This window comes from Streptomyces sp. NPDC085937 (assembly GCF_044540535.1).
GTDB lineage: Bacteria > Actinomycetota > Actinomycetes > Streptomycetales > Streptomycetaceae > Streptomyces.
On the sequence record NZ_JBITSH010000001.1, the window covers coordinates 339,937 to 355,261 of the forward strand.

Sequence of the window (15,325 nt, forward strand, 5' to 3'; positions counted from 1 at the left end):
CAAGCCCCCCTAATCATTCCTCGGCTCTTGCTCTGATTGCTTGCAGTTGCGATCCGATTCGGACGTGATTACTCGATGCCCGGATCATCGGCCTCTTCGAGGAGGCGGGCCGCGAGGTCGTCGGCCCACTCCACGGCCCAGGAGCGGAGAGCGGTGATGGTGGCGTCATCGAGCCCGTAAGCGGCGAAGGCTTCGTCGTCAGTCCACTCGGCGCCTGTGAGATTCGACTGTAGATCCTCGCGCTCGAAGCGGCCGCGGGCGTGGCGGCGGCCGAACTCCTCGAGCTCGGCAGTGGTCCAGCGGCGCGAGGCTGCGAACACGTCGATCAGGTCGCGGGGCGCTCCACGGTCGGCGAGAGCACGGACCTTGGTCCCGATCACATCCTCCTCCGCGAGGACGGGCCCGTACGGACTCTGGGCGACCGGCCGCCAGAAGATCTCCTTGAGGATGTCGACCTCGCAGTCCTGCCCGGTGGCCGGATCGGACACGGTGAAGCGGGCGGACAGCGGGGCAATTTCCAGCGCGTGCACCTTCCAGCCGCGGGCTTCCAGGCCGACGCGGAGCGTGGCGGCGATGTCGGCCATGGGCGCCGGGTTCTCGGTGGCGACATCAAGATTCTGGCTGGGGCGGGTCACGAGGCGGTGCGCCCGCACGGCGTACCCACCGGTGAGAACCAGGGGATACGGGGAACCCAGCGCGATCACATCTGCCAGGAGCCGTGTGTGCAGCTCCGGCATGTCCGTCACGCGGCTGCCCGGATGTGGGAGGCGAGCTGGGGGAAAGCATCTTCCCATACGGCGCGCACGCTGCGGCCGACGAGGGTGCGCAGCACCGGCCACAGCTGGAGGAGCAGTTCCTGGTTGAGGTAGCGGGGCAGGTCGTCGCGCAGGCCCTCATGCAGAACAGTGCGGTAGAGGCCCATGCGCTGGCGAGGCTTTTCCAGGTCGTACGACGTCATCCCGGACCAGGCCATGTGCAGCGGTAGCTCCACGATCCCCTGGGTGGGGCCGTGCAACTCGTCCAGTGACTCCGGCAGACGCCGCCGGAATTTCTCCCGGTACAGCGCGAGATCTTCGGCGACCGCGTCCGAGAGGCCGCTCGGCGCGGGTACGGGGCGCTTTGAGCTGGAGGTCATGCTTCTATTATGACCGCAGGGGAGCGGTAAGGGTCATGATGCGCGAGCTTGCGTCCGCAGTGAGCGGGACGGGCTTGTGAAGGGTGTCTGAGTCTGACAGCAAGGCAGCGAGTCGAGAAACCCTCCCTGACGTGTGCTCGTCTATGAGGCGCTCAGGCCGACGTCTTCCGGACGCAGTACGTGGAGTGCCGGGCAATCCGTTCCCCAGCCCCTGAGGCCGATACAGTCTCCCGGCCCGGCCCGGCCCACAAGTCCCTGAGAAGTCCCACAGACGAAGCAGGACCCCCTCCTGGCTCGCGTACACGCAGGTCAGGAGGGGTGTAGCGGTGTTGTTTCTGAGGACTTTCAGATGTCCCGGAAGATCTCGATCTGCGCCCCGATCGAGTTCAGCCGCTCCGCCAGGTCCTCGTAACCGCGGTTGATGACGTACACGTTGCGCAGTACCGACGTGCCCTCCGCCGCCATCATGGCGAGCAGGACGACGACGGCCGGGCGCAGCGCCGGCGGGCACATCATCTCGGCGGCGCGCCAGCGGGTCGGGCCCTCGACCAGGACGCGGTGCGGGTCGAGGAGCTGGAGCCGGCCGCCGAGGCGGTTGAGGTCGGTCAGGTAGATGGCGCGGTTGTCGTAGACCCAGTCGTGGATGAGGGTCTTGCCCTGCGCCACCGCCGCGATCGCCGCGAAGAACGGCACGTTGTCGATGTTCAGGCCCGGGAACGGCATCGGGTGGATCTTGTCGATCGGCGCCTCCAGCTTGGAGGGCCGGACGGTCAGGTCCACCAGCCGCGTACGGCCGTTGTCCGCGAAGTACTCCGGCGTGCGGTCGTGGTCGAGGCCCATCTCCTCCAGGACCGCCAGCTCGATCTCCAGGAACTCGATCGGCACCCGGCGGACCGTCAGCTCCGACTCCGTCACCACCGCCGCCGCCACCAGGCTCATCGCCTCGACCGGGTCCTCGGAGGGGGAGTAGTCGACGTCCACGTCGATCTTCGGCACACCGTGCACGGTCAGCGTCGTCGTGCCGATGCCGTCGACCTTGACGCCCAGCGCCTCCAGGAAGAAGCACAGGTCCTGGACCATGTAGTTGGAGGACGCGTTGCGGATGACGGTCGTGCCGTCGTGCCGCGCGGCGGCCAGCAGCGCGTTCTCGGTGACCGTGTCCCCGCGCTCGGTCAGCACGATCGGGCGGTCCGGGGCGACGGCCCGGTCGACCACCGCGTGGTACTGGCCCTCCGTCGCCGCGATGTCCAGCCCGAACCGGCGCAGCGCGATCATGTGTGGCTCCACCGTGCGCGTGCCGAGGTCGCAGCCTCCGGCGTACGGCAGCATGAAGCGGTCCATGCGGTGCAGCAGCGGGCCGAGGAACATGATGATGGAGCGGGTGCGGCGGGCCGCCTCCGCGTCGATCGCGGCGAGGTCCAGCTCGGCCGGCGGCACGATCTCCAGGTCGACGCCCTCGTTGATCCAGCGGGTGCGCACCCCGATGGAGTTCAGCACCTCCAGGAGGCGGTAGACCTCCTCGATGCGGGCCACGCGGCGCAGCACCGTGCGCCCGCTGTTGAGCAGCGAGGCGCACAGCAGTGCCACGCACGCGTTCTTGCTCGTCTTGACGTCGATGGAGCCGGAGAGGTGCCGGCCGCCCACCACCCGCAGGTGCATCGGACCGGCGTAGCCCAGGGAGACGATCTCACTGTCGAGCGCCTCACCGATGCGGGCGATCATCTCAAGGCTGATGTTCTGGTTGCCGCGCTCGATGCGGTTGACGGCGCTCTGACTGGTGCCGAGCGCCTCGGCGAGCTGGGTCTGTGTCCAGCCGCGGTGCTGCCTGGCGTCACGGATGAGCTTGCCGATGCGTACGAGGTAGTCGTCTGCCATGGGGTTGAGGCTATCTCAGATATGAGATGGCACCTCTTGGGGGGTCCGTTCGGGTGATGGTCGGGTGATGTGACGTCAGTGTGCCCCGGCTATCCGCTGGTCCGACGGCTGCGGGTGGTGCGGCGCCAACCGAAAGGTCCGGGCAAATCCATCGATGTCGTACGACGTCCGGTACTGCTCCGGGTGTACCGGGGGCCGTTCTTCCCCCCGCCGGTGGTGATGGACCACGACTTCTTGTTGATGTTCAGCCGCACCCCCGGAAGGATCCGGAAACTCTTACGGAACGTGAGGGGCATCCCCGCCTCCTTGGTCGGTCCTGCCGTGACTGACTGTGTCTCAGTCGGATACCCCGGTCCGGAGCGGTGATGGCACCCGGTGTCCTCGGGGGTTCTCGGCACCTTCGGTGCCCTCGATCACTCCGGGTGCCACTGGAGCCGGAGCCGGAGCCGGAGCCGGAGCCGCGTCACCCGTGGCGCCCGGCCCGTCACGGCGGGAGGGTGGAGGGGAGGAGGACAGTGCGCCCGCGGAAGGGCGCCGGGAGCGGGCGCACCGGGGCCACACCGGAACCCGGGCATGACCATTCCGCGCCCGTGTACTAGAGTTATCTCGACATCGAGATATCTGCCGAGGCGCACCGCGGTCGCCACTCGAGTTAGGCATGCCTAACTTAGCCCGACCTCACCGGAACGGCCAAGCCGGCGTGGCGGCACGATTGACGGTGGTACGCGCACATCAATGAAGGAGACTGTCGTGTCGGCGAACAGCTTCGACGCCCGCAGCACGCTGCAGGTGGGCGACGAGTCGTACGAGATCTTCCGGCTGGACAAGGTCGAGGGCTCCGCGCGCCTTCCCTACAGCCTGAAGGTGCTGCTGGAGAACCTGCTCCGCACGGAGGACGGCGCGAACATCACCGCCGACCACATCCGTGCCCTGGGCGGCTGGGACTCCCAGGCGCAGCCGTCGCAGGAGATCCAGTTCACGCCGGCCCGCGTGATCATGCAGGACTTCACCGGCGTGCCCTGTGTCGTCGACCTCGCCACGATGCGTGAGGCCGTGAAGGAGCTCGGCGGCGACGCGGCGAAGATCAACCCGCTGGCGCCGGCCGAGCTGGTCATCGACCACTCCGTCATCGCCGACAAGTTCGGCACCAACGACGCCTTCAAGCAGAACGTCGACCTGGAGTACGGCCGCAACAAGGAGCGCTACCAGTTCCTGCGCTGGGGCCAGACCGCGTTCGACGAGTTCAAGGTCGTCCCGCCCGGCACCGGCATCGTCCACCAGGTGAACATCGAGCACCTGGCCCGCGTCGTCATGATCCGCGACGGCAAGGCGTACCCCGACACCCTGGTCGGCACCGACTCGCACACCACCATGGTCAACGGCCTCGGCGTCCTCGGCTGGGGCGTCGGCGGCATCGAGGCCGAGGCCGCGATGCTCGGCCAGCCGGTCTCCATGCTGATCCCGCGCGTCGTCGGCTTCAAGCTCACCGGTGAGCTGAAGCCCGGCACCACTGCCACCGACCTGGTGCTCACCATCACCGAGATGCTGCGCAAGCACGGCGTCGTCGGCAAGTTCGTCGAGTTCTACGGCGAGGGCGTGGCCTCCACCAGCCTCGCCAACCGCGCCACCATCGGCAACATGTCGCCGGAGTTCGGCTCCACCGCCGCGATCTTCCCGATCGACGACGAGACGCTGAACTACCTGCGCCTGACCGGCCGCAGCGACCAGCAGGTCGCCCTGGTCGAGGCGTACGCCAAGGAGCAGGGCCTCTGGCTGGACCCGAAGGCCGAGCCGGACTTCTCCGAGAAGCTCGAGCTGGACCTGGCCACGGTCGTCCCGTCCATCGCCGGCCCGAAGCGCCCGCAGGACCGCATCGTCCTCGCCGACGCCAAGACCCAGTTCGCCCAGGACGTGCGCAACTACGTCAAGGACGGCGGCGACGTCGACGAGGCCAGCAAGGAGTCCTTCCCGGCCTCCGACGCCCCGGCGATCTCCAACGGCGCGCCCTCCCACCCGGTCGAGGTGACCGCCCCCGACGGCACCACCTACACGCTGGACCACGGCGCGGTGACGGTCGCGGCCATCACCTCCTGCACCAACACCTCCAACCCGTACGTCATGGTCGCCGCCGCGCTGGTGGCCAAGAAGGCGGTCGAGAAGGGCCTGACCCGCAAGCCGTGGGTCAAGACCACCCTCGCCCCGGGCTCCAAGGTCGTCACCGACTACTTCGAGAAGGCGGGCCTGACCCCCTACCTCGACAAGGTCGGCTTCAACCTGGTCGGTTACGGCTGCACCACCTGCATCGGCAACTCCGGCCCGCTGCCGGACGAGGTCTCCAAGGCCGTCAACGAGCACGACCTCGCCGTCACCTCGGTGCTGTCCGGCAACCGCAACTTCGAGGGCCGGATCAACCCGGACGTCAAGATGAACTACCTGGCGTCCCCGCCGCTGGTCGTCGCCTACGCGATCGCCGGTTCCATGAAGGTGGACATCACCCGCGAGGCCCTCGGCCACGACCAGGACAACAACCCGGTCTTCCTGAAGGACATCTGGCCCTCCGAGGCCGAGGTCAACGACGTCGTGGCGAACGCCATCGGCGAGGACATGTTCTCCAAGTCCTACTCCGACGTCTTCGCCGGCGACGCCCAGTGGCAGGCGCTGCCCATCCCGACCGGCGACACCTTCGAGTGGGACAGCGAGTCCACCTACGTGCGCAAGCCCCCGTACTTCGAGGGCATGCAGATGGAGCCGGCTCCGGTCGAGGACATCGCCGGCGCCCGCGTGCTGGCCAAGCTGGGCGACTCGGTCACCACCGACCACATCTCCCCGGCCGGCGCCATCAAGGCCGACACCCCGGCCGGCAAGTACCTCACGGAGCACGGCATCGAGCGCCGCGACTTCAACAGCTACGGCTCCCGCCGCGGCAACCACGAGGTCATGATCCGCGGTACGTTCGCCAACATCCGCCTGCGCAACCAGATCGCGCCGGGCACCGAGGGCGGCTACACCCGCGACTTCACGCAGGACGGCGGCCCGGTCTCCTTCATCTACGACGCCTCGCAGAACTACCAGGCCGCCGGCGTCCCGCTGGTCGTCCTGGCCGGCAAGGAGTACGGCTCCGGTTCGTCCCGTGACTGGGCGGCCAAGGGCACCGCGCTCCTCGGCGTCAAGGCCGTCATCGCCGAGTCGTACGAGCGTATCCACCGCTCGAACCTCATCGGCATGGGCGTCCTGCCGCTGCAGTTCCCGGAGGGCCACACCGCCGAGTCCCTCGGTCTGACCGGCGAGGAGACCTTCTCCGTCTCCGGCGTCACCGCGCTCAACGAGGGCACCACCCCGAGCACGGTGAAGGTCAGCACCGACACGGGCGTGGAGTTCGACGCGGTCGTCCGCATCGACACCCCCGGTGAGGCCGACTACTACCGCAACGGCGGCATCCTGCAGTACGTGCTGCGCAGCCTGATCCGCAAGTAAGCGGCAGGCAGGGCGGACCGAGGGCCGCATCCCCGCAGGGGGATGCGGCCCTCGGCGTTTCGAGGCTGGTCCCCTCGCGCGCGGCCGGATACGCGCGGTAACCGTTTACAACCCCGCGCCACGGCGCTAGCGTCCCTCTCACGGACGGGGTGGGAGCGCTCCCATGAGTGGCGGACCGGAACCCGTCGCCGGGGCGCCGCCACCTCGTCCGGCCCCGCGTCTCCGTCACCCGTCGACCCCCACAGCGCGGACGGAAGTGCCCACGTGCTCATGAACGCGCCACCGAACGACCGTGCCGGCGCCCGGCCGGCGCTGCGGACCGGCAGCAGGGTGCTGTTCGTCGTCCTGGTCTGCCTGCTGGCCGCCGTGCCCGCCGCCGGGCTGGCCCTGACGTCCGGCGCCGTCACCCAGACCCGAACGGGCGCGCTGCCGCGCTCTGACATGGCAGGCCTGCTGTGCCGTCAGGGGACGCCGGACGCCGCCGCCGCTGTCGGCCGCGAGACGAGCGGCGGCCGCGCCGGCGCCGCCGCGGGCCCCACGCCACCCGCGCGATCTCCGCGCTCCGCGCGACTGCAGCGCCCCGTGCCGGCGGTCTGCGACCTCCGGATGGCCCTGCCCGCGGCCCAGCGGGCCACCCTCGCCGAAACGGCCCTGTCCTGTCGGGCCGGTTGACGTACGCCCAGGGTGCCGCGGCCGCATGCCCCGGCGACCCGCGACCTCGGCGGCGCGATCGCCGGGCACGTCATACCTCGCGGGCCGTACGGGCGGATGCGTTCGATCGTTGCGGGCGGACGGAAGTCGATTTCGGAGGCGACGCCCCCACCCGCATCACATTCTCGCCCCGCAGCGCCTCGTCCGGGACTCTCCGCAGGCTCGACATCGACGTACGGACCGCCTTTTGAACAGCGGCTATTGACACAGTTCGGCCCGGCCCCTAGGTTGCCGCGAGGCTGTCGACATCTGGTCGAAAGTTTCGGTCCCGCGTCCGACCCGGGAGGCTCGATCGATGAGCAGCTCCACCGCATCGGCACCGCCGCCGAAGGCCCCGCCGTCGGCCGCACCAGGACCGGCAGCCGTACTCGCGGCCCTGCTGCCGCCGCTGCTCTTCCTGCCGTTCCGCCGCCTGCCGGTGATCAGTAACGTGGCGCCTCGGGCGGCGTGTTCACCGACGGCGGCAGGTTCATCAAGCTGCACGACCAGGCCCGCCGGCGGTTCAAGAAGGAGAACATGTGATCCACGTGCCCACCGAGCCCGCCGGCCCGCTGTCCGACGCCTGGCGCGCCTGCGTCGGCACCGGCCGGCTGGACCTCGCCCTGCGCCGCGACTACCAGGACTCCCTCTCGCTGCTCCAGCGCGAGATCGGCTTCCGGCATCTGCGCGGCCACGGCCTGCTCAGTGACGGCATGGGCGTCCACCGCCCCTACGAATGGCAGGGCGCCCGCCGCACCCACCACTCGTTCACCTACCTCGACCAGGTGCTCGACGCCTGCCTCGCCACCGGCATCCGCCCCTTCCTCGAACTCGGCTTCATGCCTAGAGAGATGGCCTCCGGGAAGCAGACGGTGTTCTGGTGGGAGGGCAACGTCACCCCGCCGGCCGACGAGAAGGAGTGGACCGGCCTGGTCCGCGCGGTCCTCACCCACCTGATCGACCGCTACGGCCTCGACGAGGTGCGCACCTGGCCCGTCGAGGTGTGGAACGAGCCGGACCTTCCCCCGTTCTGGCAGGACGCCGACGAGGCGGCCTACCACCGGCTGTACGAGGCGACGGCGCGCACCGTCAAGGAGGTGGACGCGGGGCTCGCGGTCGGCGGTCCCGCGCTGTCGCCGGCCGCCGACGGCTGGCTGGAGCGGTTCGCGGAGTTCGCCGAACGCCGTGACGTACCCGTGGACTTCGTGTCCCGGCACGCCTACGCCTCGGGGCCCGCCCGGACCGTCCCGTTCGGCACCCACCAGACCCTGGCCCCGGCGAGCACCCTGCTCGACCAGTTCGCCCAGCCGCGCCGGGCCCTCGAAGGCACCCGCCTGGCCGGACTGCCCGTGCACATCACCGAGTTCAACTCCTCCTACCGCCCCGACAACCTCATCCACGACACCGCCTTCCACGCCGCCTACCTCGCCCCGGTGGTGGCGTCGGGCGGCGACCACGCCGACTCCTTCTCCTACTGGACGTTCAGCGACGTCTTCGAGGAGACCGGCATCCCCACCGCACTGTTCCACGGCGGCTTCGGCCTGCTCACCCATCGCCAGGTCCGCAAGCCCACCTACCACCTGTACGCCTTCATGGCCCGGCTGGGGGAGCAGGAACTCGCGCGCGGGGAGGACCACTTGGTCACCCGGCACGCGGACGGCCGGGTCAGCCTCCTCGCCTGGGCCCCCGTCGACCCCACGGGACGCACCCCCGGCCCGGACCGGCACACCCTGCGCCTGTCCCTCCCGGTGGGCACCGAGGGGCGCGGTGAGGTATTCGTCCGCCGGTCCTCCGTCGACGAGGAACGCGGGAACGCCTACACCGCCTGGCGGCACATGGGCTCCCCGCGCTCCCCGCGCCCCGGGCAGCTCGACATGCTGCACGAGGCCGCCGAGCCCGCCCGCAGCCACTCCCGGCTGCCCGTCGAGAACGGCCGGACGGACCTCACCGTCACCCTGGCCCGCCATGAGATCACCCTCGTCGAGCTGACCCCGGTGGACGACGAGACCCCGCCCTGGTGGGACGAGCGGCTGCTGCTCGGCGGGGAGGAGCCGTAAGCACCGTCCTCACCCCCTGAGCGCGCGACGAGCAGCAGACCCGGTGTCCGCCAGGGCCCGAGGCGCCCCGCAGGGCACCGAACGGCGGGTGCCGCCCGCGCGGAACGCGACGGCGGGCAGCCAGGCGGTGTCACAGTCCCCTGAGTCCGTCACAACCCCTTTCCGGTCCACCGGAGGCTCCCGCGGTACCCGTGGCCAGGGGGCGTCCCCAGCCGAAAAGGCGGGCCCGGACCAGAGGTCCGGGCCCGCCAGGTGAGCGCGGGGTCAGCTCAGCAGCTCCACCTCCGCCAGCGTCGCCTCACCGGTCAGCACCAGCCGGTAGTGCTCGTACGGCTTCGGCTTCGCCACGGAGAAGACGCGGGTCTGCTTGTCCCAGCGGAAGGACTCGTCCGTCCGCCGGTCCAGGTCCTGCCACGTGGTGCCGTCCGCCGAGCCCTGGAGCACCCAGCCGGTGGGCGCCTTGGCGTGGTCGGAGGAGGTCAGCGTGTACTGGACCGCCTCAGCGGCCTTCTCCACCGGCAGTTCGACCTCGGTCACCGTCGCGCCGGTCGCCGAGGTGTCGTCGAACAGGGCGCCGTCACCCTTCAGGGCGTCCGTGCGGGGCGTGGGCACCTCGTCGTCCTGGGTGATCGACACCGGCGCCGCGTCCTTGCCGGTGCCCCACGACGACGGGCGCGGGCCCATGTCGAACTCCAGCACCCCGCCCTTGGCGATCACCGAGTGGGGCAGCGCCGTGGAGTTCCACCGCTTGCCGTTGACCTTCAGCCCCTGCACGTACACGTTCTTCGCGCTGTTCCCCGGCGCCTTGACGACCAGCTCGCGGCCGTTCTCCAGGTGCACGGTGACCTTCGTGAACAGCGGGGAGCCGATGGCGTACTCGCCGCTGCCCATCACCAGGGGGTAGAAGCCGAGCGAGGAGAACAGGTACCAGGCGGACTGCTCGCCGTTGTCCTCGTCGCCGTGGTAGCCCTGCCCGATCTCACTGCCGGTGTAGAGGCGGGACAGCACCTCGCGCACGTTCTTCTGCGTCTTCCACGGCTGCCCGGCCGCGTCGTACATGTACAGGGCGTGGTGGGCCACCTGGTTGGAGTGGCCGTACATGCCCATCCGGACGTCGCGCGCCTCGATCATCTCGTGGATGACGCCGCCGTAGGAGCCCTTGAGGTCCGGGGAGGCCGTCTCGGGCGTGGACAGGTACTCGTCGAGCTTGTCGGCGAGGCCCTTGCGCCCGCCGTACAGGTTGGCGAGGCCCCGGCTGTCCTGGGCGGCGGTGAACGCGTACCCGTACCCGTTGGTCTCGGTGTAGTCGTAGCCCCAGACCCGGGGGTCGTACTCGGAGGACTTCACCCGCCAGTCGCCCTTGAGGTCGCGGCCCTGGAAGAAGCCGGCCTCGGAGTCGAACAGGTTGACGTAGTCCTGGGCGCGGTTGAGGAAGTAGGCGGACTCCTCCTTGTAGCGCTTGTCGCCGGTCTTCTTGTACAGCGCCTCGCCCATCTTGGCGATGCCGTAGTCGTTGAGGTAGCCCTCCAGGGCCCAGGACAGGCCCTCGTGGGTCTCGGTGCTGGTGTAGCCGAGGAACGGAGAGGTCTCCATGCCCTTGCGGCCCACGCCGGACGACGGGGGCACCACGGTGGCGTTCTTCACCGCGGCGTCGTACGCGGCCTTCACGTCGAAGGTGTCGACGCCCTTGACGTAGGCGTCCGCGAACGCCACGTCCGAGGAGGTGCCGGTCATCAGGTCCGCGTAGCCGGGGGAGGACCAGCGTGAGGTCCAGCCGCCGTCCTTGTAGTGCTGCACGAACCCGTCGACCAGCTCACCGGCCTTGGACGGGGTGAGGAAGGAGTACGCGGGCCAGGTCGTCCGGTAGGTGTCCCAGAAGCCGTTGTTGACGTAGACCTTGCCGTCCACGATCTTCGCGCCCGTGTGGGTCGGCGTGTCCTGCTCCGGCATCCGCTGGAACGGCGAGGCGTACTTGTCCTTTCCGTCGACCTTTTCGAAGCCCGAGTTCGGGTACAGGTACAGCCGGTAGAGGCTGGAGTAGAGCGTGGTCAGCTGGTCCGGGGTGGCGCCCTCGACCTCGACCTTGCCGAGGATGCGGTCCCACTGGCGCTGCGCGTCCCGCTTGACCTTCTCGAAGGAGGTCTTGCGCCCGATCTCCTGGCGCAGGTTGTCCTTCGCCTGGTCGACGCCGATCAGCGAGGTGGCCAGGCGCAGGGTGACCGTGCGGTCCTTGCCCGCGTCGAAGCGCAGGTGGCCCCGCTCGCCCTTGGAGTCGCCGCCGGTGACCTTCTTGTCGAACTCGCCGTAGACGAACAGCCGGGTCGCGCCGGTGGACAGGCCGGACTTCACGTCCGAGTAGCCGGTGAAGGAGGAGTCCTCCTCGTTCAGCGTCAGCCCCGCCTGGTCGGTGACGTTGTCGAAGATGACGCTCGCGTCGTCACCGGGGTAGGTGAAACGCATCATCGCCGCGTGGTCCGTCGGCGCCATCTCGGCCTTCACGCCGTTCTCGAACCGCACTCCGTAGTAGTACGGCCTGGCCGTCTCGTTCTCGTGCCGGAAGGGCAGCGCGCGGGCCTCGCGGCCGGTCTCCGGGGTGCCCTCCGCGGCCGACGGCATCACCTGGAAGGTCTGCCGGTCGCCCATCCAGGGGCTCGGCTCGTGGCTCGCGCTGAACGCCTGGATGGTCGGCAGGTTCTCGTCGTTGTTGGCCGCCGCGTACTCGTACAGCCAACTGTCGGAGCCGGCGTTGGTCACCGGGGTCCAGAAGTTGAAGCCGTGCGGCACGGCCGTCGCGGGGAAGGTGTTGCCGCGCGAGAAACTACCGCTGGAGTTGGTGCCGCGGGTGGTCACCGCGTAGTCCGACAGATGGGCCTTCGGCGGCTCGGGCCGCACCTGCTTCAGCGCCACGTCGTCCAGCCAGCCGCGGAACTTCGCCGGGCCCTTGGGGGAGTCGTACGCCACCAGGATCCGGTCGACCGTCCTGCCCTTGGCCACCGAGCCGATCCGGGAGACCACGTTGTTCCACTGGTTGACGTACAGGACCTTGGCGTCGCCCTGCCCGCGCGGGGTGAGCGGGAAGCCGTGCTGGTCGGTGGCGCGCAGGTCGCTCAGGTAGGTGCCGTCGGTGAAGGCGAGATCGACGGCGACGTTCGTGGCGTCGTAGTCGAGGTCGCCGTCCGCCATCGACGGGAAGATCCGGTAGGACAGTTGTGTGTCCCGCTCGACCTTCACATTGACGTCGAACACCTTGTTGTACGAGTAGGCCCGCCCGTCGGCGAGGTGCCGGCCGGCGTAGCGCAGCGCGCGCGTACCGGTGAAGCCGGCCCGTGCCTTGGCGGTCGGGGAGCCCGTCGGGCCGCGGTCGACCAGCGACAGCATGTCCTCGGGCACCGGCTCGTCCTCGCCGCCGGCCGCGAACTGGACGTCGGCGAGCTGCACGAGGTCGCCGCTGCCGTTCTTGGTGATCTCCAGCCGGAAGTGGCGGTACTCGCCGACCACGGACGCGTCCAGCGCGTACGTCTTCGTCTGGAAGCGTTCGGTGAACTTCTCGCCGGAGCGGGTGTCGAGGGTCTTCCAGTCCTCCCCGTCGGTGGAGCCCTTGAGGGTCCAGTCGCGCGGGTCGCGCTCGTCGTGGTCGTTGGCGGAGGTGAGCGCGTAGCGCTGCACCTCGACCGGCGCGTCGAAATCGAACTCGAGCCAGGCGGTGGGCTCGAAGGCCAGCCACTTGGTGCTCGACAGACTGTCGACGAGGTGCTCCTTCACCTCCCGGCCGGAGGTGTTCTCCGCGCTCGCCCGGACCTCGGTGACGTGGTCGGTGACGTTGCCGGGGATGCCGGCGCTGTACCCGCCGTTCACGCCGGAGGCGCGCTTGCCGCCGCCTCGCGTGGTCTCCACGGTGTTCAGCCAGTCCGGGGCGGGGTCCCCGGACTCGAACGACGAGGAGAACTCCCGGTCGGTCCTCGGCGGCGCCTCGGGAAGCGCCACCGCGACGCCCTGTGAGCCCGCGGCCAAAGCGAAGGCGGTCGTCGCGACGACCGCCGTTCCCCATCTGTGCCGAACCCTCTGTTGCATGCGCGAGCACCCTCCCTGCGTTGGACAACGTTGTCAATTGCAGTGCGCAAGGACCAGTAGTGGCCAAGTGGCCTGTGATGTCAAGGGGTTGATTGTGGCATTCGCAAGCGATGGCGTGGACTTTTCCGTTGCGTAAGGTGCCCGAGGCTCTTATTTCCTGGAGGTCTCAACTCGGAAAAGACGTATGGGGAACCTTGCATTCGATCTTGCTCCGTCGGCGTGAAGTGGACTATACCTGTCGGCACTCCGGGGCAATCTTCACCGCACCCGCCCCGTACCAGCCGCACTTCCTGCACGACCCAGCTTGACCCGAACGCGGTGCCGGGAATGATCCGGTTCACCGCCTGAGTCCTGGAGAAGGCGAGGACTTGAGCATGGGCCCCATTTCCGGCGTAGGCCATGGCGATCCGATCAGGCGGAGTGCGACCACCACTCCGGCCCCGGCGACCTCTGTGCCGGCATCGCTCAGCTGATCACCGGCGCCGCACCGCGGCTCCGAGACGACGGCGACAACGCCCCACGTACGGCCGGTACAGGACCGGTCCGGCCGCGGCGGGCGCACACGCAGCACCCCCGTACCGAGCCAATCGATCAGTGAGGATGCAGAGATGACCATTCGTGCCGGCTCTCTTGACAGGCGGACGCTCCTGCGCGGGGCCATCGCCACCGCGGCGGTGGGCTCGTTCGCGGTGGCGTGCAGCTCTCCCTCCAGCAAGGACAGCGGCGGCGGCAGCGGCCCGAAGGGCGAGAAGAGCGCCACGAACCCGTTCGGTGTCGCCGCGAACTCCACGGTCGAGGCGGCCATCTTCGACGGCGGCTACGGCACCGACTACGTCGGCTACACCAACCAGGTGCTCGGCAGCCAGGTCAAGGGCCTCAAGGTCCAGGTCAAGCCGGTCGTCGACATCGCCCCCCAGCTCCAGCCGCGCTTCGTCGGCGGCAACCCGCCGGACCTCATCGACAACTCCGGTGAGGACCAGATCGGCTTCCTGGGCATCCTCGACCAGTTGGAGGAGCTCGACGACCTCTTCGAGGCCAACACCTACGAGGGCAAGAAGATCGCCGACATCGTCTACCCCGGCGTCAAGGCCCCCGGCACGTTCAGGGACAAGTTCGTCGCGCTGAACTACGTGATGACCGTGTACGGCGTCTGGTACTCGAAGACGCTGTTCGAGGAGAACGGCTGGACCCCGCCGAAGACCTGGGACGAGGCGCTCGACCTCGGCCAGCAGGCGAAGAAGAAGGGCAAGTACCTCTTCGTCCACGGCAAGGAAGCGGCGACCTACTACCGCACGCTCCTGATCGACTCGGCGATCAAGGAGGGCGGCGACGAGGTCCGGCTCGCCCTGGAGAACCTGGAGAAGGGCTGCTGGTCGCACCCGGCCGTCCAGGGCGTCATCAAGGTCATGGAGACCATGGTCAGGCAGAAGATGTTCGTCCCCGGTGGCTCCGGCACCCAGTTCCAGAAGGCGCAGGCGATCTGGAGCAACGACCAGAAGGCGCTGCTCTACCCGTCCGGCGGCTGGATCGAGAACGAGATGAAGAAGGCCACGAAGGCCGACTTCCAGATGACCGGCTTCCCGTCGATGACGCTCACCGACAAGCCCGCGCTGCCCTACGAGTCGCTCCGCGCGGCCGCCGGCGAGCCGTTCATCGTGCCCCGGCAGGGCAAGAACCCGGCCGGCGCCAAGGAGGTGCTGCGGGCGATGCTGTCGGAGAAGGCGGCCGCCAACTTCTCCAAGACGAAGCTGGCCCCGACGATCGTGAAGGGCACCGTGCCCGCCGACGGTTACGGATCGACGGCCCTCGTCTCGCAGACGACGATGCTGGAGGCCGCGGGCACCAACATCTTCAACTACATGTTCGTCGAGACCTACGGCATGAACACCGACCAGCTGGTGCCGTGGAACTCGTTCCTCGCCGGGGACCTCGACGGCAAGGGGCTGACCTCCGCCCTGCAGAAGATCTCCGACAAGGTCCGGGAGGACGACTCCGTCGACAAGGTCAAGGTCAGCTAGCACCG

The 15,325-nt window shown here is 69.1% G+C and carries 9 protein-coding genes; 4 read left to right on the forward strand and 5 right to left on the reverse strand.

The window, feature by feature from the left end:
• Positions 1–68: 68 nt before the first annotated feature.
• The 4 genes from ACIF8S_RS01370 to ACIF8S_RS01385 all read right to left on the reverse strand — a co-directional run bounded on the left by ACIF8S_RS01370 (position 69) and on the right by ACIF8S_RS01385 (position 3,306).
• Positions 69–737: a nucleotidyl transferase AbiEii/AbiGii toxin family protein gene (locus tag ACIF8S_RS01370; protein WP_399996655.1), complete on the reverse strand. Its 669-nt coding sequence runs from the start codon at positions 735–737 to the stop codon at positions 69–71.
• A 5-nt stretch (positions 738–742) separates the two neighbouring features.
• Positions 743–1,135: a hypothetical protein gene (locus ACIF8S_RS01375; RefSeq protein ID WP_399996657.1), complete on the reverse strand. Its 393-nt coding sequence runs from the start codon at positions 1,133–1,135 to the stop codon at positions 743–745.
• Between the two features lie 345 nt (positions 1,136–1,480).
• Positions 1,481–3,010 carry a helix-turn-helix domain-containing protein gene (locus ACIF8S_RS01380; protein WP_399996658.1) on the reverse strand — a complete coding sequence of 510 codons (1,530 nt, stop codon included), beginning with the start codon at positions 3,008–3,010 and terminating at the stop codon, positions 1,481–1,483.
• 89 nt (positions 3,011–3,099) lie between these two features.
• Positions 3,100–3,306, reverse strand: a complete 207-nt coding sequence (locus ACIF8S_RS01385) for a DUF4236 domain-containing protein (protein WP_078895000.1) — start codon at positions 3,304–3,306, stop codon at positions 3,100–3,102.
• Positions 3,307–3,760: 454 nt separating this feature from the next.
• Here ACIF8S_RS01385 and acnA point away from each other — a divergent pair, with 454 nt between their 5' ends.
• The 3 genes from acnA (at position 3,761) to ACIF8S_RS01400 (ending at position 9,231) form a co-directional block, all read left to right on the forward strand.
• Complete coding sequence (gene acnA, locus ACIF8S_RS01390; protein ID WP_349797387.1) at positions 3,761–6,484, forward strand: aconitate hydratase AcnA; 2,724 nt, start codon at positions 3,761–3,763, stop codon at positions 6,482–6,484.
• 270 nt (positions 6,485–6,754) lie between these two features.
• Complete coding sequence (locus ACIF8S_RS01395) at positions 6,755–7,156, forward strand: hypothetical protein (protein ID WP_399996660.1); 402 nt, start codon at positions 6,755–6,757, stop codon at positions 7,154–7,156.
• Positions 7,157–7,713: 557 nt separating this feature from the next.
• On the forward strand, positions 7,714–9,231 hold the full coding sequence (locus tag ACIF8S_RS01400) for a xylan 1,4-beta-xylosidase (RefSeq protein ID WP_399996661.1): 1,518 nt from the start codon (positions 7,714–7,716) through the stop codon (positions 9,229–9,231).
• A gap of 264 nt (positions 9,232–9,495) precedes the next feature.
• On the opposite strand, the gene ACIF8S_RS01405 is transcribed toward ACIF8S_RS01400, so the two are convergent.
• A complete protein-coding gene (locus ACIF8S_RS01405) occupies positions 9,496–13,302 on the reverse strand; it encodes a GH92 family glycosyl hydrolase (RefSeq protein WP_399996663.1) in 3,807 nt (1,268 codons plus the stop codon).
• A 674-nt stretch (positions 13,303–13,976) separates the two neighbouring features.
• Here ACIF8S_RS01405 and ngcE point away from each other — a divergent pair.
• Complete coding sequence (ngcE, locus tag ACIF8S_RS01410) at positions 13,977–15,320, forward strand: N-acetylglucosamine/diacetylchitobiose ABC transporter substrate-binding protein (RefSeq protein ID WP_399997055.1); 1,344 nt, start codon at positions 13,977–13,979, stop codon at positions 15,318–15,320.
• The last annotated feature ends 5 nt before the right edge of the window (positions 15,321–15,325 follow it).